The organism is Bradyrhizobium sp. CSA112 (assembly GCF_029051645.1).
Taxonomy (GTDB): domain Bacteria; phylum Pseudomonadota; class Alphaproteobacteria; order Rhizobiales; family Xanthobacteraceae; genus Bradyrhizobium.
Window position 1 is genome coordinate 702,385 of the sequence record NZ_JAACFS010000001.1, and the last position, 23,717, is coordinate 726,101.

Annotated in this window: 21 protein-coding genes, 1 tRNA gene and 2 pseudogenes; 9 read left to right on the plus strand and 15 right to left on the minus strand. The window is 60.8% G+C overall.

The genetic code is table 11. The annotated features are described in order from the left end of the window. Positions 1–324: 324 nt before the first annotated feature. Complete coding sequence (locus GWE18_RS03470; RefSeq protein ID WP_275184380.1) at positions 325–2,076, minus strand: ATP-binding protein; 1,752 nt, start codon at positions 2,074–2,076, stop codon at positions 325–327. A gap of 10 nt (positions 2,077–2,086) precedes the next feature. Continuing rightward, entirely contained in the window at positions 2,087–3,121 is a 1,035-nt protein-coding gene (locus tag GWE18_RS03475) for an SIR2 family protein (protein WP_275184381.1), read from the minus strand. A 677-nt stretch (positions 3,122–3,798) separates the two neighbouring features. Here GWE18_RS03475 and GWE18_RS03480 point away from each other — a divergent pair. Then, positions 3,799–4,056, plus strand: a complete 258-nt coding sequence (locus GWE18_RS03480; protein WP_275184382.1) for a hypothetical protein — start codon at positions 3,799–3,801, stop codon at positions 4,054–4,056. 127 nt (positions 4,057–4,183) lie between these two features. Here the strand turns inward: GWE18_RS03480 and GWE18_RS03485 are convergent, their stop codons facing one another. From GWE18_RS03485 to GWE18_RS03495, 3 genes are read right to left on the minus strand one after another with little or no spacing between them, the layout of a single operon-like run. Beyond that, the gene (locus GWE18_RS03485) at positions 4,184–4,411 is read right to left on the minus strand and encodes a GDCCVxC domain-containing (seleno)protein (protein ID WP_275184383.1); all 228 of its coding nucleotides are present in this window, start codon (positions 4,409–4,411) and stop codon (positions 4,184–4,186) included. Positions 4,412–4,415: 4 nt separating this feature from the next. Further along, positions 4,416–4,700 (minus strand): cation transporter, encoded by a 285-nt coding sequence (locus tag GWE18_RS03490; RefSeq protein ID WP_275184384.1) that lies wholly within the window; start codon positions 4,698–4,700, stop codon positions 4,416–4,418. A 14-nt stretch (positions 4,701–4,714) separates the two neighbouring features. Beyond that, a complete protein-coding gene (locus tag GWE18_RS03495; RefSeq protein WP_275184385.1) occupies positions 4,715–5,032 on the minus strand; it encodes a mercuric transporter MerT family protein in 318 nt (105 codons plus the stop codon). Positions 5,033–5,148: 116 nt separating this feature from the next. Between GWE18_RS03495 and GWE18_RS03500 the strand changes: the two genes are divergently transcribed. After that, positions 5,149–5,580 carry a helix-turn-helix domain-containing protein gene (locus GWE18_RS03500; protein ID WP_275184386.1) on the plus strand — a complete coding sequence of 144 codons (432 nt, stop codon included), beginning with the start codon at positions 5,149–5,151 and terminating at the stop codon, positions 5,578–5,580. Here the strand turns inward: GWE18_RS03500 and GWE18_RS03505 are convergent, their stop codons facing one another. Beyond that, entirely contained in the window at positions 5,581–6,924 is a 1,344-nt protein-coding gene (locus tag GWE18_RS03505) for an NAD(P)/FAD-dependent oxidoreductase (RefSeq protein ID WP_275184387.1), read from the minus strand. It lies immediately after the preceding gene. Positions 6,925–7,245: 321 nt separating this feature from the next. Between GWE18_RS03505 and GWE18_RS03510 the strand changes: the two genes are divergently transcribed. Together GWE18_RS03510 and GWE18_RS03515 are read left to right on the plus strand one after the other, a co-directional pair. Next, the gene (locus GWE18_RS03510) at positions 7,246–7,524 is read left to right on the plus strand and encodes a DUF2285 domain-containing protein (protein ID WP_275184388.1); all 279 of its coding nucleotides are present in this window, start codon (positions 7,246–7,248) and stop codon (positions 7,522–7,524) included. A gap of 551 nt (positions 7,525–8,075) precedes the next feature. Then, positions 8,076–9,962 (plus strand): hypothetical protein, encoded by a 1,887-nt coding sequence (locus GWE18_RS03515; protein ID WP_275184389.1) that lies wholly within the window; start codon positions 8,076–8,078, stop codon positions 9,960–9,962. 448 nt (positions 9,963–10,410) lie between these two features. Here GWE18_RS03515 and GWE18_RS03520 read toward each other — a convergent pair. Next, a tRNA-Gln gene (locus GWE18_RS03520) sits at positions 10,411–10,484 on the minus strand. Between the two features lie 172 nt (positions 10,485–10,656). Here GWE18_RS03520 and GWE18_RS03525 point away from each other — a divergent pair. Further along, entirely contained in the window at positions 10,657–10,860 is a 204-nt protein-coding gene (locus GWE18_RS03525; protein WP_275184390.1) for a hypothetical protein, read from the plus strand. Between the two features lie 60 nt (positions 10,861–10,920). On the opposite strand, the gene GWE18_RS03530 is transcribed toward GWE18_RS03525, so the two are convergent. From GWE18_RS03530 to GWE18_RS03540, 3 genes are all read right to left on the minus strand, one after another. Next, the gene (locus GWE18_RS03530; protein ID WP_275184667.1) at positions 10,921–11,451 is read right to left on the minus strand and encodes an invasion associated locus B family protein; all 531 of its coding nucleotides are present in this window, start codon (positions 11,449–11,451) and stop codon (positions 10,921–10,923) included. Positions 11,452–11,550: 99 nt separating this feature from the next. Beyond that, positions 11,551–14,697, minus strand: a complete 3,147-nt coding sequence (locus GWE18_RS03535) for a multidrug efflux RND transporter permease subunit (protein ID WP_275184391.1) — start codon at positions 14,695–14,697, stop codon at positions 11,551–11,553. Continuing rightward, complete coding sequence (locus GWE18_RS03540) at positions 14,694–15,866, minus strand: efflux RND transporter periplasmic adaptor subunit (protein WP_275184392.1); 1,173 nt, start codon at positions 15,864–15,866, stop codon at positions 14,694–14,696. Before GWE18_RS03540 ends, GWE18_RS03535 begins: the two co-directional genes overlap by 4 nt. 505 nt (positions 15,867–16,371) lie before the next feature. Between GWE18_RS03540 and GWE18_RS03545 the strand changes: the two are divergent. The 4 genes and pseudogenes from GWE18_RS03545 to GWE18_RS03560 form a co-directional block, all read left to right on the plus strand. Beyond that, positions 16,372–16,581, plus strand: a pseudogene (locus GWE18_RS03545) (PKHD-type hydroxylase); the annotation flags it as partial. Then, positions 16,578–17,561, plus strand: a complete 984-nt coding sequence (gene exbB, locus GWE18_RS03550) for a tonB-system energizer ExbB (protein ID WP_275184393.1) — start codon at positions 16,578–16,580, stop codon at positions 17,559–17,561. The pseudogene GWE18_RS03545 and the gene exbB, both read left to right, overlap by 4 nt. 3 nt (positions 17,562–17,564) lie before the next feature. Further along, complete coding sequence (gene exbD / locus GWE18_RS03555) at positions 17,565–18,032, plus strand: TonB system transport protein ExbD (protein ID WP_275184394.1); 468 nt, start codon at positions 17,565–17,567, stop codon at positions 18,030–18,032. Further along, entirely contained in the window at positions 18,029–18,820 is a 792-nt protein-coding gene (locus tag GWE18_RS03560; RefSeq protein WP_275184395.1) for an energy transducer TonB, read from the plus strand. The genes exbD and GWE18_RS03560 overlap by 4 nt, the downstream gene beginning before the upstream one ends. A gap of 139 nt (positions 18,821–18,959) precedes the next feature. Here GWE18_RS03560 and GWE18_RS03565 read toward each other — a convergent pair whose 3' ends face one another. The 5 genes and pseudogenes from GWE18_RS03565 to GWE18_RS03585 form a co-directional block, all read right to left on the minus strand. Next, entirely contained in the window at positions 18,960–20,411 is a 1,452-nt protein-coding gene (locus tag GWE18_RS03565) for an aldehyde dehydrogenase (RefSeq protein ID WP_275184396.1), read from the minus strand. A gap of 49 nt (positions 20,412–20,460) precedes the next feature. After that, positions 20,461–21,165, minus strand: a pseudogene (locus GWE18_RS03570) (ABC transporter ATP-binding protein); the annotation flags it as partial. Then, the gene (locus GWE18_RS03575; protein ID WP_275184397.1) at positions 21,158–21,907 is read right to left on the minus strand and encodes an ABC transporter ATP-binding protein; all 750 of its coding nucleotides are present in this window, start codon (positions 21,905–21,907) and stop codon (positions 21,158–21,160) included. The pseudogene GWE18_RS03570 and the gene GWE18_RS03575, both read right to left, overlap by 8 nt. Then, the gene (locus GWE18_RS03580; protein ID WP_275184398.1) at positions 21,904–22,848 is read right to left on the minus strand and encodes a branched-chain amino acid ABC transporter permease; all 945 of its coding nucleotides are present in this window, start codon (positions 22,846–22,848) and stop codon (positions 21,904–21,906) included. The genes GWE18_RS03575 and GWE18_RS03580 overlap by 4 nt, the downstream gene beginning before the upstream one ends. Next, complete coding sequence (locus GWE18_RS03585) at positions 22,845–23,714, minus strand: branched-chain amino acid ABC transporter permease (RefSeq protein ID WP_275184399.1); 870 nt, start codon at positions 23,712–23,714, stop codon at positions 22,845–22,847. The genes GWE18_RS03580 and GWE18_RS03585 overlap by 4 nt, the downstream gene beginning before the upstream one ends. Positions 23,715–23,717: the final 3 nt, after the last annotated feature.

Sequence of the window (23,717 nt, forward strand, 5' to 3'; positions counted from 1 at the left end):
CATAGGGTGGGTTTGTGAAAACCACCCCAACCGCGCGTGGGACGAGGAGTTGGGCTGCCAGTGCGGTGCCGGAATGCCTTGCGAGTGCCAGCGGGCCAAGAGTCTTGAACAACCTGACGTGAGCCAAGTCCTCGACGAGGTTAAGCCGTAGTGCATTAGCGCCTGGCCTTACGACGATTGTAGGGGGGAGCGGTTGGTTGGCCTGAGCGGGATGCCCTCACGCCGGACCTTGCTGCCTATGGACGCAGTGGCCGCTGCATCTTGGGGCTATGACGCCCGTTGGCGCGTTGGCCTAGCAACGGAAACATTGGTTCAATTAGGCGATTAGATTTGCAGGCTCTGCCGACGCCACGCCTTAACAGCGTTCTCCGTGTCCGATTTTGGTTCTGCCTCGCTCCATCGGTCCCAAAACGCTATCGTTTGGCTGTTGGGCTTCTTCTTGGGCTCGGCAACCCGAACCCGAGTCGGAAGTAGACTAGCATCGCCAACCACCAGTGCTTCACCGATATCCAATATTGGCAGCAAATCACCGAAACTTCCAAGGCTGTCAGGCAAGAGCCGCGTTATCACGGATTGATCGTCGCCATTAGTAAGCCGCATGGCGATAACGTTGTTGCACTGGCTCAACACCGTCCGATTCACTTCAGCGGGACGTTGACTGATTACAACCAATCCCACTCCGTATTTGCGACCCTCCTTCGCGATACGCTCAAAAATCTGAACCGAAACTGCATCGCCGCTATCGGCGGCAGCGCGTTCAGGAATATACAAATGCGCCTCGTCACATAGGAGGGCGATCGGATGCCGCTTGTCGGCCTGAGTCCATTGGTTCGTCGTGAAGATTAAGCGGGCCAATAAGCTCACCATCAGCGGCAGCACATCCGATGGCACTTCCGAAAAGTCGATGATCTTGATCCCGCCGCACTTACCTTTCTGCGATCCGCGTCCTCCTATGAGCTTGTGGACCATCGTCGGTAGCCATTCCATCTCCATACACTCGGCCGGAGGCTGAAACAGAAATCCAAGTCGCCGATCCTGGCGCTTTGACTCAAGACGAGCAATCAATCGACTAAGCTTGTCGAAATACGGTCCCTGCTTTTCCGTGCCAGTTTTCGCTCCTGGCACCATTTCTGAATTTACGTTTTCAAGCGCGGTAAATACAGCGTTGAGGTCAAACGGAACGGGGCTGTCAATTGTGAAGTTCGCCAATATATCCGCGTATTTCGGGTCGGCCAAAGCGGCGCGCTTCGCGGCTGTGATATGCCGCGTCATCATCATTGTCTGATTCGGCGCGTTCTCTTCGCTACGATCCACAAACAGCGAAACAAGCGCCTCATATCCAAGCAACCAGTATGGAAGGTGCAGGACCCCATCGTCCATCCCCGATTTTTTCTCTATGTCTACAGGCCCCGCGATGCGGATATGGCAAAACTCATCACCATCCAACGGCTTGTACTCGCCGTGTATGTCGAACAAAACGACATTCGCCTGCGGTAGCTGCGCTATCTGATCGAGCAGGCGCGCGGTGGTCCACGACTTGCCTGAGCCAGTGCTTCCGACAATAACGGCATGACGCTGAAAGAGTTTGTTTCCATTGAGAAATGCTTCAGCTTCGTCATCAAGCGTAAAAGTCCCGAGTGATAAGCGCGAGCCATCGCCTGAAACGTTAGAGATGACCTGCATGAACTTGGTAAGGCGCTCTCCTTCGAGTGAAAAGCAGTTGGCATCAATCTCAGGAACGGTCTCAAGGGTCCTGCGGAAAACATTGTCGGTCAGCCCGACCTTGTCCAGTAGAGTTCCTATCATTGTAATCTTTACGAGATTATTTTCAGGCAGCGGCTGCTCCGGCAACGGATCTTCGTTTTCCACGATGGTACGCTCGTCGGCCCGCCTTGTGATTCTCGTAACAACGCCGATCAAGTGTTGTCCAGCCTTACTGCTTTGCAAGACAGTTAGTCGATTGACCTGAATGCGACGGAGACGCTCGATATCGTCCACTCGTATGGTTACAGTGGCAGTGTCCACCGAAATAACACAACCAAGCGCTTCATTATCCTTGTATTCAAATAGGGACATAGCCAATCCTCTAGGTCACGAGCGTCATGAAGCCATCTAGCGACCAATAATTTTTGTAAGCTATTTCGAGACCTGAGGGATGCTCGTGGGTGTAAGCTCGCGTCCCTTCCGCAGCTTCTTCGAAAGCCAGATAGCTCGTGCCAGCCTTCGACTTCAAAAACGCCTTTGCTTCGTCCGTCAGAACCCGTGCCAACACGGTGATAGGGACATTCGTCTGACGACAGCGCTCCACAAGCTTGGGTTCGATATGAGTATCTCTGAACCCAAATCCCACGCATACATATCCTTCCGCATGTTCCAAGACGCGGTCGGCACCCTGGATTGCTGATCGGAACGGCTCATCATGCGTGCGCTGAAATTTGCTAACGCCGGGTGAGACAATCAGGGGTATCAGCGTCGGCGGGGGCACTTCAAACAGAGGCGCGGAAACTGTTGTCCCGTCTTTTCGTTCGAACCAGTCCAACGATCCGTGTACCTTCCATATGCGCACAGTCCGGGCAATCTTAGCACCCCGATAGACCGTTACACGGTCAGTCCCTTCCCTCGTCTGTATATATCCCGGCACAAACCCCGTTGAGTGAGCCAAACCGGCGCTGTCGCTTGCGTATTCGGCGACACGATCATAGTTGGTCGTGACGACGCTAATTGTTGTCTGGCTGCTCTGAAATAGCCTTTGGAAGAGCTTGCTAACTGGAAAAATTTCAGTGCCGACCAATGCACGAAGGTAAACTTCTCGATCCTTGAGGTTGATACATTTCCATGTAGCCTGGATAATCTTTGTGACGAGCGAGGCTGGCAAGGTCGTGTGCGTCAGCGCTTTTTCGAGATGATCGCCAGCCTTGAGAGCATCCTGCACTGCCTGCCAGGCGCTATCCTCTTCCGGGTTGGTAGTATGAATGCTTGCGACCAGAGCAGCCTGAAGTTCGGACATGCCCGGCAGACCGTGAGGGAGGGACGCGCCACTGCCCAAAATAACAACCGGATTGCTGGCAAAGCATTTTTGGGCCAACCTCGCTACCATTTCCGCTGCGGTCGTTATTTCCACTGTTCAACCCCGGTTGTGTCTAACCATTACCGCACGTCTAATGATTCGAGGCAAAATTGATTGCCTCCGCGTCAAAAGCTAGTGGTTTTGGCTAAAGGCCGTTGCAGGCATTTTGGGGAACAGAAGCAGCGACTTAGGCTGCTGAACTGACGCCTCTACACCAAGAGGGGGCTTTTTGGTTTTTTGGGTAGGGCACAGCAGCGGGTAAAGCCTGTAACCGTGCTCCTATACTCCGAATGGGAAGCGAGCAGAAACCTATCCACCCTCACGACTACTCACCATCTTCGCGCCTGTGACGGCGGCGCCCACGAGCTTCAAAAGCTCTAAAGCGTGCTCAAGGCCGGATGGACTGAGACGAGCTTGCCGTCGGCTGCGCCGGTAAGTCCCGCGGGCCATGAGACCAAGGCACCTCACCGCAGTGACTAACACGTGACTGCTTCGTAGGTCGCTTCTTGAAAACTCCCGCGCTGCCGTGTCACCGAGGCCGCGTTGAAGCGCACCGAATGTCTGCTGCCGTTGCTGTTGGTCCTACCGAAAGCTGACAAGTTAAGGCAGCCGGCCGGAACTGGGCGAATATGGAATGTCCGCTGTTAGGCAATCAGCGGAAATCACGAATGCGCCGTTGGCCTTAAGTTGTTGACTCGTTTCCGACATGCGCCAAGAGATTGGCGCGAGTAGTGCTGGCGCCGTCCTTGTCACCACAACAGGCGATTCAAGAGGCGCTCTGGGTCCTGCTCGAACGACTGCTTGCAGTGCGGACATCGGCAAAAACTGAAAACTTGACCTTTGTATTCAAGCTCGACTGTGGATGCGAGCGGTATTTCGCCAAGGCACGCGGGGCAAATCGCAATTTGATCGACTCTGCGTTCGTACTCCTGCAACAGCCTTCTGGAGTCGGCGGCAAACACATCGACGCAACCCTGGCAACAGAATAGATACTCCCGCCCGTTGTAGCGATGCGCGAGAACCTTATCCTTGCCGATGTCCAACCTCACAAGTGAGCATCCACACGCCGCACAAATCGGTGTCCTTGGGGGAGTGTTGATGGGCATCATAGTTCCTCTAGCGCCCGCAGCAGGAAGCCTCGCCCGCTTCACCGGAACGCTCGGCCTGGATCGGCGGACACGGTACCGAGCCATAGGAGCAGAACACGCAACAATCACCCGACTTGGGCTTTAGCTTTGTGCCGCAGCCGGTGCATTCATAGAAGAACTGACAGGCATCGGTCGGCATGGTCTCCGTTTTCGCGACAGAGCAGTGCGGACAGGTGATGGTCGATTGAAGAAGCATCGGATCAGCTCTTGGGTGCGGACGGATAACCGGCCTGGGTGGTGGCCGAGGTCAGTTGGTTTACATCGGCCGTGGCATCGTCATAGACGATCGTTGCCGTCTTGTCCTTGTAGGACACCGCAACCTTGGCCACACCCGGAACCGCTTCCAGGCTTCCTTTGACGATGGAGGGGCATGACGCGCAGTACATGTTTTTCACAGCCAATGTGATCGTTTTCTCGCCAGCCATGGCCGTTGGCGCGGCGAAAATGGTGACGACGAAGGCGGCGAAGGCGAGAACCTTGTTCATGGGGAAGTTTCCGATCATGAGTTGAGGAGTAGGGGAGCGATAAGGTCGAGGCCGACCGCAGCAGCGACCAGGATAGTTGCGAGGATGAGGCTTACCTTGATGATGCGATTCGGTAGCGGGCGCGCACAGGCCTCGCGCTCGGTGCAGGCGCGCTTACCTGATCGGTAGACCGACCAATAGCCGTATCCCACGAACAGAAGAGCCGCCGTAATGAAGTAGGGCTGGTAGGGAGCAAGCCGGGTGAAATTCCCTATCCAGGCTCCGCTAATCCCGAGGGCAAACATCGCGAGGGGAAGGATGCAACACGACGACGCCGCAAGCGCGGCCAGCACGCCACCTGCCGCTATCAGGCCTTGCCGCCTCGGTCGTCAGCAATGTAATCGGTCTGATTGATTTTCATGGGCTATACCATGCATCCTGTAGTCCCTACAGGATCAAGGACGATTTCATGCCCGCCATCACACCCTCGCGAGCGGAAAGTTTCTCTATCGGGGAACTCTCCAAGCATGTCGGCGTGAACATTGAGACCATCCGCTATTACGAGCGCATCAAAATGCTGCCGGCGCCAGGACGTTCGGCCAACGGGCGGCGAGTCTACGGGCCGGCCGAAGCGCGGATATTGGCCTTCATCCGGCGTTCCCGCGACCTCGGGTTCACACTAGAGGAGATTCGCGCATTGCTCGCCCTAGGGGGGCCAGAGCGCGCCTCATGTGCCGACGTGCACAAAATTGCGAGCGCGCATCTGACGAATGTTCGCAGTAAACTCTCAGACCTCGTCAAGCTGGAGGCCATCCTGGCGGAAACGGTCGCCCGATGTTCCGACGGCGCTGCCCCGGACTGTCCGGTGCTCGATATTCTGGATGCCGGCCGGCGGGGCTGACTAGACCATATACCCGATGTCTGACGCACCGGTCGGATAGGCAAACATTGTTGTTCGCAAATCCTTCGCGGTCAGATTATGCCGGATCGCGAGGGCAAAGAGATTGATCACCTCGTCGGCTTGGGGGCCAACGATATGGGCGCCGAGAATGTTATCCGTCCCCTCTTCGACGAGCGTCTTGTAGCCGTACACGCGCTCCGCAAGACGGCGGGCGGTAAACCAATTGGGAGTGTTCTCGGACTTCACTTTGTACTTCAATCCTTGGGCCTGCGCCTGGCTCTCGTTCAAGCCGACGGAGGCGATCGGCGGCACCGTGAAGGCTACACTCGGCACCCCTCGATAATCTGGCTTGTGAAGGTTACCCTCCAGAATGTTGGCAGCGACGACCTTGCCATCGTGGCTCGACACAGGCGTTAAGGGCGGCCCCATGCCTGCGGCATCGCCGGCAGCATAGACCAGAGGATTAGATACGCTCTGGAGATATTCATTCAGTTCGAGGCGGTTTTTGCTGATCGCGAGATGCCCCGCCGCTAAATCCAATTCCTCCAAATCAGGCTCGCGACCCGCCGCATGGACAACCAGATCGGCCGCCACCGATTCCTTCCCGCGAACCCCATCAGCATGCACCCGATAGCCATTCGCTGTTTGCTCGATGCGTGTAACCGTTGCTTGCGTCCGCACGTCGATGTCGAGTTCGGCAAACTTTTCCATCAGCCAACTTACGAGGTCCGGGTCGAAACGCGGTAACATACGGTCGGCACGTTGGAGCACCGTTACCTTCGCTCCTGCGCGAGCGGCAATGTGCGAAAACTCGGCTGCGATGTAACCGCCGCCTATGAGCACGATCCGCCTCGGCAGGCTCTCCAGTTCAAGAAAGCGGTCGCTGGTAATAATCTGGTCGGCGCCCGGGATTTGGAGAGGCACAGGGCGCGCGCCGGTAGCTACAAGGATGTGACGCGCTTTTACCTCTTGTCCTGCCACGGTGATAGCATCGGGGCCAGTGAACCGCGCGAGCCCGTGAAAAGCATCAACGCCTTGTGCGGCATAACGGGCCTCCTGCTTTTGCGGCACAGGATCGGTAAAGGCGCGTTTGAAGGCGATGAGTTCGGGCCAACTGATCTGAGGCTCGCCCGTGACCCCGCGTCCCTGCATACGGTGTACGGCATCAATGGCCTCGGCACCGCTTATGAGCATTTTTTTGGGATCACATCCGCGCAGTGCACAGGTTCCTCCGAATGGACGATGATCCACCACGGCCACTGTCAGACCCGCTCGTCGAACCCGCGCGCTCGCGACCTGGGCGGCGGTGCCCGATCCAATCACCACTAAGTCATACGTTTTCATTCCGACCTCCGGCCGCCCAGAAGGGAAACGCTACACCCTGTAGCAACTAAAGGAGCAATGTCTGATTTGCCTTTTCCTGCTCGGATTGCGTTTTCTTGCTCAAAATCGACGTTCTGCACCAAATTTTGGGCCGGTCAGACGAGACCCCAATAAGCGGAAGGTTTGGAGGCACAAGTCCGATGTTGACACTTTTCTGAACTGACGGATCGAACTGGAAGCGCCCCTTCATGAGTGCAAAGCGGACTTCGCCGGTACGGGTCATCAATATGCCAAGGTCCCAAAAGCAAAGTTGATCAATCAACACCTGTTGCGAGAATGCCCATGCAGACGCCACCGGATAATCCCAATATCGCGGATATTGCGCCCTCCGGTATCGTGTTGACCTCTTACGACAAGGAGCATCTCGTCACGTATCTGCGCCTGCTCGACGCGAATGCGGAAGGTGCGGACTGGCGCGAAGTCGCACGAGTGGTGCTGCATCTTGATCCGGAACATGATTGTGATCGGGTCCAGAAGGCGTTCGACAGCCATTTATTGCGCGCAAAATGGATGACGGAGCACGGTTATCTTCACCTGCTACGTGGTGGCGCGTCGGCTTAAAGCGACGCTGCCAATTCGCCACAGTGCCATAAAAAGAGCACGACGCACACCCAGAGGCCTGCTTGGCAAGTCGCTTATTTAGCACGTGAGTGAGCACTTAGCCGCTCTTTGTGCGCGGTACGGCGCAAAGTCTCTCTATGGATTCCCTACGGGCTCTCAGAGCCCTTTCCGGCTGAGGTCTAACAAGCACTTTCAAAGCGGCCCTTGGGCACCAACAATGCACCAATGGTGCCTAAGCCGTTGGCGTGACTCTGGAATGGCCACATCGAAACCAGCTCTTTAGGGCCGTTCCTGCCGCTTCACGGCCTCAAAGCCTATCCGACACCATCAATTAATACCCCCTCATAAACCCCCTAAGAAGACTTTCTATTCTTCTCTTTAGGGGATTACCGGGGGGTGTTTCTCAAGCCGTAGTCACGCCCGCCCAAGGCGTTCTGACGCCCCAATACGGCAACTTCAACATCAACTTCAAAGGCCAAACAATGCAAACCCCCATCGGTCTGCACGGGCATCGCTATGCGCTCGTGCCACCTCAAGAGTTCTCCCTGCAGATGAAGGATCACTGGACCACCAAGCACGGGCTGTGCTCCTCCAAGCCCTTAGAGCGGCTATGGACTATCATGGCTGAGACTTTCAACAGCGCCATTGTAGACGCTGCCAATGACGTGAGGGCCAACTGGCGTATCCTTCAGCCTCCTACGGGGTCTGGAAAGACCACTGGAGCTTGCCTGTTCGCTGCCATGCAGGCGGAGCGCAATAGAGCTTCCGATTGCGTTCTACAGCCGGTGGGTAGCATCGTCGTCACCCGCCTTATCGAAGATGCAGACGGCCTTGCTGCTACGATCAATGAGCAAGCTGGCCGTGCCGTCGCGATAGCTCACCATTCAGCCAATCCAAAGTCGGCGGATGCTCTGGCCCAGCATGACACTCTTGTCATCACCCATCAGGCATACCTCAACGCATCTGCCACGCACGGTGACCGTTGGGAACGCCTGACCAGTTGGAGAGGCGGTATGCGCCTTCTGACCATTGTGGACGAAGCTCTAGCCAACGTGGTCGAGAGCGCGAAAGTGACCTCCTGCGATATAACCCGGGTTCAAAGCTACATTAGCGCTGACCTACAGAAGCAGTTTTGGACTGAGTGCGTTGCTTTACAAATACTGAGGAAGCTCGTGGATCGATATGCAGAGGCGTCGGAAACGGGGCACGGCTTCACTCGTGGGGTGTGGTCAGAAGGGGTCAATGAAATCAAGCCCTCTCTCGTGAACTTCCATCCGCTAAGGCGAGCGCTCAAGGGCATCGCCTTCGACAAGCTCGGGGCGATGATGGAGGACACCAACACTCGGGTGCGGATTGGCAGGAAGGTTGACGAGACCCTAGAGCACGCTCAGGCCCTGTTCGATAATTGGGCCTACTACGCCAAATCGGGAGACGAGCACGCCATGCACTCTTCAGCGCTGGCCGTGCCTTGGGATGCTCCTGGTCCGGTGGTGCTGGACGCAACAGCACGCGCAGATTTTCTATGGGACCTCTTCGAGGATAGGGCCTTGCGTATCCCTACGCCTAGCCATGTGCGGGACTATAGCAACGTTACCCTACATGTCGCGCGTGCCTCCGGCGTGGGTAAGCGCAACATGAGAGAGAACTTCAGTACGCGCTTCCCTCGATTGCTAGCCGACCTCGAAGGTCGCCTTTCACCTGATCGGTCTATCTTCGTGTGTTTGCACAAGGACAATCGACCGCTCGCCCTCGACTACGCCCCTCAGTTCGCACAGTTCTCTATCGGCCATTGGGGCAAGGTTGACGGCAGCAACGCTTGGAAGGATTTCGACACGGCTGTCATCTTCGGTCTGCCGTACCGGGATCAAGTGTGGTCAAACGACACATTCTTCGCCCTACAGGGCTTCCAAGAAGACGGATGGTTCAACGAACCGCAGTGGAAGCACTATGGGGACGTTCGCCGCGTGATGAGGCAACGGCAGCTATCGGTGTCCATCATTCAAGCCATCGGTCGCATCCGCCTGCGGCGCGTGGTGGATGAGAACGGCAAGTGTCCGCCTGCGGATGTCTTCATTGTCCTTCCGAAGAGCCAAGAGGGTGATGAAGTCCTGCAAGATATCCTAACGGACCTTCCCGGACTCAAGCTGGCTGATTGGGATTTCTCTATGGACGGCCCCAAGGTTCGGAAGCCGCGCAAAGGTTCGCCACGTGAGGCGCTGATTGCCTACATGGAGCAGCGCTTGCCGGGAGCAGTTTCCATGTCGAAGGTTGCGTCAGACCTCAGCCTCGATAAGGGGAAGCGAGAGAAGGTCAGAGAGCAACTTAGCAAGCCTTCGAGCGGGCTCTCAGAGGCCCTGAAAGCAATCGGCGTTGCGTACAGGGTTGATGGCAGGGGGAGAGGCGCTAAGAGCTTCCTAGTGAAGCAACAGCCCGCATAGAGGCTGGAAGGATCAGACTTGCCGGTGCAGTTCCGAAAGGACTCTGCATCGGTATTTTTCACGCGGAGCGTAGACAGCACGGATGAGCGCGCTGCCCTTGTTTCGCGAATAGAGACGCTACGAGGTCGCGCGGCACTTACGAGCGCGTGCTGCCTCCTTGCCTTCGGACGGCCCTTGTTGATTTGCTCTACGTAGGAGTTGTGAACCTCGAAGAATGGCACGCCAAACCGCTCTGCAATCTTCTCCAGCGAACCGCCGACTTGGTTCGCTATCGCGTCAAGCTCTTGGCTTATCCTGCTTGCTGATTGCATCAGCCGAGGAGGGCGGCGAGGTCCGCAAGTTGGTGCTTGTCGCTAGTGGAACCGAGGTGGCTGACCTAGGTGGGTCGGCTCTTCGTGCCGTTAGGTAAGCTCCTGATTTGGTTGTTAAATCTGGCTTACTAGGTGGTTGGCTGGGGAACTAGGATTCGAACCTAGACAAACAGAGTCAGAGTCTGTTGTGCTACCGTTACACCATTCCCCAAGAATTGCTCAATGACATCAATACCTTACATGGATGTCCGGGCAATCGGCTGGAGCGGGATCTTGCAAATCGCCGCTTTCGCTGTGCGTCGTTCTACTCGCTCGGTCCGGGCCTTGGCAAGCGTGGAAGGAGGGGCGTTTCCCAACGAATTGCAGGGTGCCGCGGGCGGCACTTGCTGCCGTTCGAATTCACCGGGCGGTTGCTGAAGGTGACGGTCGACGTGCATGCCGACCAGAAGCTGGATGGCGACGGCGTAGGTTTCGGCGGAGATGGCGCGGCAGTAGCCGCCAATCCTAGCTGTGATCGCCCGTACTGGATTCCCCGCCGGAGCCTGTCATCCGGCGGCGCTTCGCGCCGACCCGGTGGCGGGGAATGACACCTTGTGTGCGGCGACGCCGTCACGCTGCTCTTCGCAACCGACGAACCCTGCCAGCGCTTACTTGATCTTCTCATACGCCGCGGCGAAATCGGCCAGCGGCATCGGAATCGTGATGGTTTCCTTGGCCATATTCTGGAACGAGACCTTCAACTGTTTGCCGGATTTCAACGCCGTCAACATGTCGGGCGAAATCGGGACGTTGGCGTAGCAGCCGCGCGCCTCGCAGGTCTGGATCTGCAGGTCGGACGGCTTGCCGTCGTCGACCTGAAGCTTCGCGCCGGCCGGCAGGTTGAGCCCGAGCGGCAACTGCACGAGGGCGACCGGGGCGCGGGTTTCGGCTGATACACGGATATTGATCAGCACGATCAACTGGCCGGTCTTGGTCAGAATGGCGGTCTGTTCGATGGCGCATTCGAGCGGTGCGCCGCGGCTTGCGCTGCTACACCGTGCAACCCAGCCGGGAGGCGCGGACGAATTCGCGCCCTCGGCCGCAGCGGCGGTAGGAGCCGGCGTTGTCTGCGCCGCGGCGGATGGGGCATTTTTGGACTTTGGCGCCTGGGCGTAGCCATGGCCGCACAGACCGAATATCGTCGCGACAGCGAATACAAATATTACTGAAATTTTCACTGAACCGGCTCCGAAGTAAAACACTACCTTCGGATGTGTCGGTTCCCGCGCAAAGTCAAGTCATTCGGCCGCTTGCTTGACCGAGCCACGAGTGTCCAGATGCTCGTCATGGTTGGGATCGGACGAACGCCCCCATCGCGCAAACGCGTTCGAAAGCCGGTCAAGATAGAGATAGACCACCGGCGTCGTGAACAGCGTCAGCGCCTGACTAACGAACAGGCCGCCGACCATGGCATAGCCCAGCGGCTGGCGGATTTCCGATCCCGTGCCGGTACCGAGCATCAGCGGCACGCCACCGAGTAGTGCCGCCATCGTCGTCATCATGATCGGGCGGAAGCGCAGCAGCGCCGCTTTGCGTATCGCAGCTTCAGGTTCGAGCTGCTCGTCGCGCTCGGCGGCGATGGCGAAATCGACCATCATGATGCCGTTCTTCTTCACGATGCCGATCAGAAGCACAATGCCGATCAGCGCAATCAGGCTGAAATCGAACCCGAACAGCATCAGGATGGCGAGCGCTCCGACGCCGGCGGACGGCAGCGTGGACAGGATCGTGATCGGGTGGATGTAGCTTTCGTAGAGAATGCCGAGGATCAGATACACCACGACGAGGGCGGCGAGGATTAACAGCGGCACGGTGCCGAGCGACTGCTGAAATGCCTGCGCGGTGCCCTGGAAGCTCGAATTCAGCGTCGCAGGCGCGCCGAGTTCGACCATCGCCTTCTGCACCGCGTCGGTCGCCTGTCCCAACGCCACGCCCTGGGCGAGGTTGAAGCTGATCGTGATCGCCGGAAACTGGCCCTGATGGCTGATCGACAGCGGCCGCACCGGCACACTGGTCCAGGTGGCAAAGGTCGACAGCGGTACCTGCTCGCCGGTTGCGGGCGATTTCACGTAGATCTTGTTCAGGGTATCGAGGCTGCCCTGCAGTTCCGGCAGCACCTCGAGCACCACCTTGTAGGTGTTGAGCTGGGTAAAATACTGCGTCACCTGGCGCTGGCCGAACGCGTCATAGAGCGTGTCGTCGATCAGTTGCGGCTGGATGCCATAGCGCGCGGCGGTATCGCGGTTGATCTTGAGCTCCAGCGTGGTGCCGTTGGTCTGCTGGTCGGTGGCGACGTCGCGAAGCTCGGGCAGCGTCTGCATCTTCGTCAGGATCTTCGGCGCCCATTCGTTCAGCTCGGCGAGGTCGGCGTCTTGCAGCGTGAACTCGAACTGGGTTCGTGTCGGCCGGCCGCCGAGCCGCACGTCCTGCGCCGCCTGCATATAGAGACGGGCGCCTTCGACCTTCTCGAGCTGGGGCCGCAGGCGGGCGATGATCTGCTGGGCAGACGCCTTGCGCTCGTCGCGCGGCTTCAGCGTGATGTAGAGATTGCCGTTGTTGCCGGCGCGGCCGCTGCCGCCGATCACCATCGCGACCGTTGCCACGTCGGGGTCGGCCTGCACGATCTTGCCGAGTTCTTCCTGACGCCGCTTCATCTCGGCGAAGGAGATATCCTGACCGGCCTCCGAAGTTGCCGTGATCAGGCCATTGTCCTGCTGCGGAAAGAACCCCTTCGGGATGATGACGAACAGATAGACCGACAGTCCCAGCGTCGCGAAGAAGATCATCAGGGTGGCGAGCTTCCAGCGCAGCGCGAGGTCGAGACCACGTTCATATGTGCGCAGCATCGCGTCGAAGCCGCGCTCGCTCCATTGGTAGAACCGGCCATGCCTGACCTCGCCATGGGCGCGCAGGAAGCGCGAGGCCATCATCGGCGTCAGCGTCAGCGACACCACCATCGATACGAAAATGGTCATCGCCAGCACGACGGCAAATTCGCGGAACAGCCGCCCGATGATGCCGCCCATCAGCAGTAGCGGAATCAACACCGCGATGAGCGAGACGCTGATCGACACGATGGTAAAGCCGATTTCGCGGGCGCCCCTGAAGGCGGCGGCCATCGGCTTTTCACCTTGTTCGATATAGCGCGTGATGTTCTCCAGCATCACGATGGCGTCGTCGACTACGAAGCCCACCGCGATGGTGAGCGCCATCAGCGAGAGATTGTCGAGCGTATAGCCGACTGCCCACATCAGCGCGCAGGCGCCGAGCAGCGCCAGCGGCACTGTCACGGCCGGGATCACCGTTGCCCAGAAGCTGCGCAGGAAGATGAAGATGACCATCACGACCAGCGCGATAGTCAGCAGCATGGTGAACTGCACGTCTTCGACCGCGGCGCGGATCGTCGTGGTGCGATCACTCATCACCTCGACCTTGACCGTCGGCGGGATCGCGGCGGTTAGCCGCGGCATCGTTGCCTTGATCCGATCCACGGTCTCGATGACGTTTGCGCCGGGCTGCTTGAATACGACCAGGAACACACCGCGCTTGCCGTTGGCCCAGGCCGCCTGCTTGGCGTCTTCCGGGCCGGTGACGGCCTGGCCGACATCGCGGATTCGCAGGGGGGCGCCATTGCGGTAGGCAATGATGACGTCGTTCCAGTCCTTGGAGTTCGGCAACTGGTCGTTGGCGTAGATGGTGTAGGCGCGGCGCTCGCCGTCGATATTGCCCTTCGGGCTGTCAACGGTCGTGATCGCGATCTGGCTGCGAACGTCCTCCAGCGACAGCCCCTTGGCCACGAGCTTGGCCGGGTCGATCTGAATGCGGATGGCCGGCTTCTGCTGCCCGCCGATGATCACCTGGGCGACGCCGGAGATCTGGCTGATTTGCTGGGCAAGCTGGGCATCCACGGCGTCGCTGACCGATGTCAGCGGCAGCGTGTCCGATGTCGCTGACAGGATCAGGATAGGGGAGTCTGCCGGGTTGACCTTGCGATAGATCGGCGGCGAGGGCAGGTTTTTCGGCAATTGGCCGCCGGCGGCATTGATCGCGGCCTGCACGTCGTTGGCGGCGGCGTCGATCGAGCGGTTGAGGTCGAACTGGATATTGATCGCCGCGGTTCCGAGGTAGCTGGTGGAGGTCATCTGCGCGACGCCGGGAATCTGAGCGAATTGACGCTCCAGCGGCTGGGCGACCGACGATGCCATGGTTTCCGGACTGCCACCGGGCAGCGAGGCGGAAACCTGAATGGTCGGAAAGTCGACTTGCGGCAGGGGCGCAACCGGCAGCAAGGGATAGGCGACGAGGCCGACAAACATGATCCCCGCCATCATCAGCGAGGTGCCGATCGGATAGCGAATGAAGGGGGCGGAGATTCCCGCGCTCATTCGCCGGTCACCTTGGCCTGCGCCTGATCCGAGCTGGCGGCCGACGTCGTCACCAGGGTGCCCGGCTGAACCTTGAACTGGCCTGCCGAGACCACCTGCTCGCCGGGCGCAAGCCCTTCATCGACCACCGAGCGGCCGTCGATCGAGCGCGTCACCTTGATTTTGCGAAGTTCAGCCTTGTTCTCCTTGTTGACCGTGTAGGCGTAGAGACCATCGGGACCATGCTGGACGGCGTCATCGGGAACAACGGTGGCGTCCTTCAGCGTCGCGACGAGCAGCCGGGTTGAAACCGACTGGCCAGGCCACAGCGTGTGGTCCTTGTTGTCGAACACGGCCTTGAGCCTGACGGTGCCGCTCGACGTGTCGACCTGGTTGTTGATCAGCGAAAGCTTGCCGGTGGAAAGTACCCGCTTGCCGTCGGTGGAGAGCGCGATCGTCTTGGGAGAACCGGCGGCCAGCGCGGCCTTGATATCCGGCAACTGGTCTTCCGGCGCGGTAAAGATCACCGCAATCGGCTCGATCTGGGCGATGGTCACAATACCGGTCTGCGTGGCAGCGTTGACGATGTTGCCGACATCGACCTGGCGAATGCCGGCAATGCCCGAGAACGGCGCCTTGACGGTAGCGTAATCGAGTTGCGTCTGCGCATTGGCGATTGCTGCATCGTCGCCGGCCACCTGCGCCGTCAGTTGCGCGACCAAAGCACGCTGGGTATCCGTTTGCTGGCGGGTCGCGAACTCACCGAGCCGAGTGGAGCGCTGCAGGTCGAGGTTGGCATTGGCGAGATTGGCTTGGTCCTGCGCCTTCTTGGCCTTGGCCTGATCGAGCGCAGCCTGGAACGGCCGCGAATCGATCTCGACCAGCGTGTCGCCTTCCTTGACGAGCTGGCCTTCCTGGAATGCGATCCTGTTGATCTGGCCGTCGACCCGGGTACGGACCAGCACCGTGTTGAAGCCTTGAACGGTACCGAGGCCGGTCAGATAGACCGGGAAATCGGCCTTTTCGACCGGGGCGATCTTGACGGGAACGGCGACGCGGGCCGGGGCGCGCGGTTGGGCATTAGCCTGTACGGCGTGGTTCTCGCCGTGGAATCGCTGCCAGCCCAAATAACCCAGCGCGGCGATCGCTGCGAGCAACAAGACCCAACGGACGGTGTGTGACCTCGACATGCCTGACTCACGGGTTCAGGAACAAGACCAATGGTGCTCATGAAGAGTTCCCATCAGGGCAGATATTTCCCATCAGGGCAGATATAAAGTGCCCGCGTTTGAGGTGTACAAACACTAAGGCTTGAGAATCCTAAACAATTGGAAAGGTCTGAGGGAGTGCATGACAGAGGTGCGGTAATGGCCGCACGCCGCTCGCGATTGTCCGATCCGGTGCGATTCCTCGCGGACTTTGGCGAAGCAGCGAAGCCTGTTTAGAACGATTTCAAAACGACGGATTAGAATCGCTTTGATCTTGATGGATTCAAACGAAGCGCTGCCCCAACCGCGTTGACCGCAAAATTTTCACTCGGTACCAACAGCGCGGGACACTCGCCGCATGTCGGTGACGGCGACACGATCGCGGATACGGACCGACTTGTCGGTAACCTCGTTCGCGCCCGGGGGGCTGTGGGTCATCGAGGACCTATGGTTCCCAGGAAATCAAGCTCTCGGCCGGGTACCTCGCCTGCATCTGGTCACGCCGGTTATGCGAGGTGTTCGGGTGGCGTCTTTTTTCTGGCTGCAGAGCATGATAGGGGTTGGATACGCCCGCAGCCTGATCTTCGATCTCGATGCCTTGATCCAAGCCCCGATGGAGCGGCTTGGGCGAGGTGACCCTGAAACGGTCAAATTGACCGGTATCTATAACCTGATCCGCTACTGGGCCAAAGTATGAAGAACATGCCTCTTTCTCGCGCGATGACATTCGCGGTGATCTCCGCGCTGGCGATGCTGTCGCCGGCCGCGCCGTTGTCGGCCCAGCAGGGCGCGGCTCCCGCAGCACCGCCCGTGGCCCAGCAGGCGCCCGCCGTTTCGCAAACCCCAGCCACGCCGGCCCAGGCGACGCAGCCGGCCCAGCCGACGGCGACTGCTGCGCCGGCCGCGCCTTCCGATGCGGCGGCGACGCCGGCCGAGCGCGAGGGCAAATTGCTGAAGGCCGCGGCCGCCGAGCTCAAGGAATTGTCGCCGTGGACTATGTTCAAGTCAGCCGACGTGGTGGTCAAGGCAGTCATGGTCGGCCTTGCCTTTGCTTCGCTGGTGACCTGGACCATCTTCATCGCCAAGATGATTGAACTGTCCGTGGTTCAGCGCAAGGTGCGCTCGGCGCTGGCCAAGATCGCCGACGCGCGGTCGCTGGCAGAAGCGCAATTCGCGCTGGGCGCCAAGGGCAGCGTGCTGGCGTCCTTCCTTGCGGCGGCGATGCGCGAAGCGCGGCTGTCGGCGGGCATATCGAGCGACGCCGGCATCAAGGAGCGCGCCGCGTCGAGCTTTTCGGAAATCGTGCGCGCCGAGGCGCGGCGGATCCGGCTCGGCATGGGCCTGTTGGCAACCATCGGCGCGACGTCGCCCTTCGTCGGACTGTTCGGCACGGTCTGGGGCATCATGAACAGCTTCATCGGCATTTCGAAATCGCAGACCACGAATCTCGCGGTGGTAGCGCCCGGTATCGCCGAGGCGCTGCTCGCGACCGCTATCGGTCTCGTCGCGGCGATCCCCGCCGTCATCATCTACAATCACTTCGCGCGCGTGACCAAGGGCTATCTGGAGCTGGTCAGCCGTGCCTCGGGCGCCGCAGGGCGGCTCTTGTCGCGCGACCTCGACCGTACCCATGTTATTTCACACGGCGGCCCGCATTCGCGCGCGGCGGCGGAGTAGGCGATGGGCGCGTCGATCGCAGAACACGACGATGACGATAGCGATTTTGCGGAATCGCACGAGATCAACGTCACGCCGTTCATTGACGTCATTCTCGTTCTCCTGATCATCTTCATGGTCGCGGCGCCGTTGTCGACCGTCGACCTGCCGATCGATTTGCCGACGTCGACCGCAACCCCGCAGAAGAAGCCGGACAAGCCCACTTACGTGAGCATCAAGCCGGATCTCTCGGTTGCGATCGGGGAGGACATGGTCAAGCGCGTCGATCTGGTACGCTCGCTCGATGCGATGCCGGACGCCAGCAAGGAGCGTTACATCTTCTTGCGTGCCGATCGCGCCGTACCCTATGGCGAGTTGATGAGCGTGCTCGAAATCCTGCGCGCCGGCGGCTATTCCAAGCTCAAGCTGGTTGCGCTCGAAGGCGTTCCTGATGGAGCGGCGCCGCAAGCGGCGGCGCCGGCAAAGCCTTGACCGGTCTCGACGAGCAAAAGCCATCCCGGCGGCTCTGGATTTCGGCCGCGGTGATTGCGCTCGCGCTTCACATCGGCGGGGCAGCGCTGGCGATTGCGCATTTGCAGACCGAGGAAGCCGACGACGCCCTCGGCGCAACGGCGATCGAGATTGGGCTCGAAATGGCCTCCGTGCGTCGGGAGGTGACCGACCTTCCACCGGGGCCGGACACCGATGCTTCCGCGCACTCGCCGCCGCTTCCTGAGCAGAATGCGGAGGCGAAGGAAACCGAGCTGCCGCAGGACAAGCCGACCGAGCCCGAAGAGGCCGATCGGGTGGTGACGGAGACCGAGTCCAAGAAACCGAAAGAGGACGACCCGAAGATCGCGGCGGTGCAGACGCAGGCGTCCCCCGAGTCGGTCGCCTCGGAGGCGACCGCGACGCCGAGTTCGGAGGACATCCCGGAAGGACAGCGTTCCGTCGCACCGGTGATCGGCACCGGCGAGAGCGCACGACGCGTGCGCGCGACCTGGCAGAAGGAACTGGTCGCGCATCTCGACAAGCACAAGCGCTACCCGAAGGAGCGGCAGCAAAAATCCGCCGAGATCCAGATTCGCTTTACGCTCGACCGCATGGGCCACGTGCTCTCGACCGATATCGAAAAGGGCTCGGGCGATCCGGCCTTCGACGAGGCGGCGCTGGCGATGGTGCGGCGCTCCGATCCGGTGCCGATGCCGCCACCTGTCATCGCCGACGAAGGCCTGACTTTCACTCTGCCGGTGATCTTCCGCGTCAAGACCAAGAGCTGACGCCTCGCATTCACGCTATAGCGTTTTCGAGCGAAAGCCTGCCCCGGACTTGATCCGGGGTGGACGCCGGTAAGCGTGAAGAAAACGCGTCAAAACAAGAATCTGGAGCTTCGGTTCTGACGCAGTCAGAAACGAAGCTCTAGATCGGATAATGCTGCGGCCCGGTCTCGATCGTAATCCAGCGCAATTCCGTGAATTCGGCAATGCCGGCCTTGCCGCCGAAGCGGCCATAGCCCGACGCCTTGACGCCGCCGAACGGCATCTGCGCCTCGTCGTGAACGGTGGGGCCGTTGACATGGCAAATGCCGGAATCGATGCGCTTGGCGACCTCGAAAGCGCGGGCAATATCGCGGCCAAACACGGCCGCGGATAGTCCGTACTCGGTGTCATTGGCGACGCGAACGGCTTCGTCCGCGCCGTTGACGCGCACGACGCAGACCACCGGACCGAACGACTCCTCCGAGTAAATGCGCATCGACGAATTGACGCCGTCGATCACGGTCGCCGACATCAGCGTGCCTTCGCTGCGTCCGCCCGCAACCACCTTGGCGCCCTTGCTGACGGCATCGTTGATCAGGGCCTGGATGCGCGCCGCGGCATCGGTGCCGATCAGCGATCCCAGCGGCGCATTGCCCTTGCGGGGATCACCGGCGACCAGCGATCCCGCTTTCGCCGCGAGCTTGGTCACGAATGCGTCGGCGATCTTTTCGTCGACGACGAGGCGCTCGGTCGACATGCAGATCTGGCCCTGGTTCATGAAGGCGCCGAACGCCGCAGCGGCCACCGCGGCGTCGATATCGGCATCGTCGAGCACGATCATCGGTGCCTTGCCGCCGAGTTCGAGCAGCGTCGGCTTGAGATATTTGGCCGCGACCTGCGCAATGATGCGACCGACCCGCGTCGAGCCGGTGAAATTGACCCGGCGCACGGCGGGATGGCCGATCAGCATCTCGATCAGCGCCGGCGCATCTTCCGGCGCGTTGGTGATGACGTTGAGAACCCCCGGCGGCAGGCCGGCGTCGCGCAGGCATTCGGCGATCAGCCGGTGCGTGCCCGGGCAGATTTCGGAAGCCTTCAGCACGACGGTGTTGCCGCAGGCCAGCGGCAGCGCGATGGCGCGCACGCCGAGGATGACCGGCGCGTTCCACGGCGCCATGCTCAGGACCACCCCTGCGGGCTGGCGCACCGCCATCGCGATGCAGCCGGGCTTGTCCGAGGGGATGACCTCGCCGGAAATCTGCGTGGTCATGGCGGCCGCCTCGCGCAGCATGCCGGCGGCGAGGTGGACGTTGAAGCCGGCCCAGCCCGCGGTCGCCCCGGTCTCCGCCGCCATCAGCTCGACGAATTGGGCCGCCTTCGACGCCAGAAGATCGGCGGCCTTTAGCAGGATCGCACGCCGGGCATTCGGGCCGGTGGCGGACCATGCGGGGAAGGCGGCGGCGGCAGTGTCGGCCGCGCGCTTCGCATCCGCGATCTGGGCTGCCGCGGCGCGGCTTGCGACATCGCCCGTGACCGGGTTGAGGCGATCGAACGTTTCGCCGTTCGACGCCGGGACATCCTTGCTCTCGAGCAGCAGCGAGATTTCGTACATGGTTATCTCCTTCGATGTGGTACGAGGTTGGTGCAGCGGCCGGCGGTGCGCCGCCGAGATAGGCGCGCTGGACGGCGGGATCGGACTTCAGATGATCGGCGGTGCCGTGGCCGACGATGACGCCGTTTTCGAGCACATAGCCGCGATCGGCGATCCGCAGGCTCTCTTGCGCGTTCTGCTCGACCAGCAGCAATCCGACACCTGCTTCGCGCACCCGCCGCAGCGTGGCGAACAACTCCTGCACCATGGCAGGCGAGAGCCCGAGCGACGGCTCGTCGAGCAGCAGAATGTCTGGATTGGACATCAGCGCGCGGCCGATGGCCAGCATCTGCTGTTCGCCGCCGCTCATGGTGCGGGCGATCTGGGCGGCGCGTTCGCGCAGGCGCGGAAACAATTCGAGCACCTGTTCGCGCCGGGCAGTTTCGCCCACGCGGGCGCGCTTCGGATTGGCGCCGAGCAGGAGGTTTTCCTTCACCGAGAGGTCGCCGAAGATGCCGCGGCCCTCGGGCACCAGAGCCAGCCCGCTTTCGACGATGTCGTGTGCGGCAAGCGCTGAGATATCGCGGCCGCCGAGGCGCACCTGCTTGCCCGGAAGCGTCCGCACGACGCCGGCGATGGCCTTTAGCAGCGAGGTCTTGCCGGCACCATTGGCGCCGAGGATGGTTACGATCTCGCCGCGCCCGACGTTGAGGGCGACACCGTCGAGCGCACGGTGGAGGCCGTAGGCCAGGCTGAGATTGGCGACCTCAAGCATCGGCGGCCACTCCGCCGAGATAGGCCTTGACGACCGCCGCATCGCTCAGCACGTCCGCGGTCGCGCCTTCGGCGATCTTGCGGCCGCTGCTCATGACGATGCAGCGGTCGCAAAGCGCGCGAACGGCGCTCATCACATGCTCGACCAGCACGATGGTGATCCCGTCCGCCTTCAACGATCGGATCAGCTCGATGCCGATCGTAAGCTCGGATGGATTGAGCCCGGCGAGCCACTCGTCGAGCAGCAGCAACTGTGGCTTCGCGGCAAGGGCGCGGGCAAGCTCCAGGCGCTTGCGGTCGATATAGGTGAGGTCGGCTGCCGGCCGCCGGTCGTGCCCGGCAAGGCCGACGCGGTCGAGGAGGGCGTCGATCCGGTCCTCGGCCTCGGCGGCAGGCAGATGCGGCTTCTGGAACGCCAGCCCCGCCTTGATGTTCTCGCGGCAATCCATGCCGTCGAGCACGCGCACGAGCTGGAATGTCCGCGCCAGTCCAAGCCGGGCGATCCGGTACGAGGCGAGGCCCGCGATGTTCCGGCCCATCAGGCGGATGGCGCCGGCATCTGGGTGCAGCACGCCCGATATCAGATTGAGCGCCGTCGTCTTGCCCGACCCGTTGGGGCCGAGCAGGCCCATGATCTCGCCTTGCCCGACGGCAAAGCCGAGATCATTGACCGCGACCAGCCCACCGAAGGCGCGCCGCAGGCCTTCGACTTCGAGAACTCGCGTTGCGGTGTCCTGGCTCATGCGGCCACCCGCTGCGTGGTTTTGCCGCCCGGCGTCGTCGACCGCTTCTCGAACAATCCAGCGACGCCCCGCGGCAGCATGTAGACGATCAACAGGAAGATGCAGCCGAGGATGATCGTGAACGTGTTCGGAAAACGCGCGCTCAGGAGTTCGAACAGCAGGGTCAGCGGCACGGCGCCGAGCACCGGTCCCCACAGCCGGTGCGCGCCGCCGAGCAGCGCCATGATCAGCACTTGAAACGAGATCATCGAATTGAAGGCAATCGATGGCTCGATGTAGGTCCAGCGTGGCGCCATGATCGCGCCGACCAGCGTCATGACCGTGGCGCTGATCGTGAACAGCGCGACCTTGGCGAAGGTGGTATTGATCCCGCAATGCTTGGCGACGGTCTCGTCCTCGCCGATCACCCGCAGCGCAAAGCCGAGGCGGGAGCGCGCGATCAGCCAGCCCAGCAGGAACACCGCGGCCGCGAGCCCCAGCAATTGCCAGTAAATATCGGCCTGGGTGATGTCGACGAAGACATAGCGCCCAAGCACGCGCGACTTGTTGACCTCGAACCACACCACGAGCTGGCGGATCAATTCGGTCAGCCCGAACGTGAAGATGACGAAATAGACGCCGCTCAGGCGCAACGTCGAGAGCCCGACAATGGCAGCCACGACGGCGCCGAGCGCCGCTGCGATCAGCAGCACGAGCGGCCAGGGCAATATCTCGCCGAGCACAGCGACGGTATAGGCGCCGACGCCGAAGAACGCCGTCGTTGCCAACGAGACGTAGCGCGTAGGCCCAGAGAACATGCCCCAGGCCGTCGCGAGCACGGTATATTGCAGAAGGCTGATGGCAAGCGCGAGGTAGTAGGCGTTGCCAAGGCGCGGAACGAGGGCCAGCAGCGCGATTGCGGCCAGCGCAAGGAAACCGAAGCCGGCGACACGCGCGCTCATCGCGTCGCCCTGCCAAACAGGCCGGCCGGCTTCACCAGCAGCACGGCGAGGAACAGGGCGAAGTTGACGGCAAGGGTGAGGCCGGGATCGACATAGGAGGCAACCAGTGCCTCGCTGAGACCAAGCGCCAGCCCTGCGACCAGGCAGCCCAGCATGTTGCCGACGCCGCCCATCACGACGACGATTAATGCCTTCATCGTGAAGACCACGCCGGATGATGCGCTGAAGGTCAGGAATGTGCTGACCAGCACACCTGCCGCGGCCGCCAGCGCGCCGCCCAATGCAAAGGTCAGTGCGGAAGCTTGCGGCACGTTGATGGCAACGAGCTGAGCCGCAAACGGATCGACCGCGACGGCGCGCACCGCGGTGCCGGCTCGGGTACGTGTCAGCGCCAGATAGAGCGCGAGGCCTAGCAGGATAGTGGTCCCGAGCGCGGCGAGGCGGTTGGCTGCGACGGTCTCGCCGACAAACTGCACCGGGAAGGCGAGGAACGAATAGCTGTAATAGGCTCCGCCGAACAGCGCGAGCATCGAGCCCTGAATGACGAAGGTGAGCCCGAAGGTCGCGAGAATGCTGTCGACCTCGAGCGCGTCGCGGTTCGGCGCGCGGCGCACCAGCGGCGTCAGCAGCAATTTATAGATCGCAAAGTTCAGCACGAAGGCGAGGGGGACGACCACCGCCAGTCCGACAAACGGACTGATCGCCCAGCCCGTGAACAACCAATGCGATGCAAAGGCGGCGGCGATCAGAAACTCGCCGTAGGAGAGGTTCATGATGCGCGCAACGCCGTACTGGAGCGTGAGTCCCATGGCGATGAGCGCATACATGCCGCCCAGCATCAGGCCGGTCAGAATGGCGATCGTCATGAC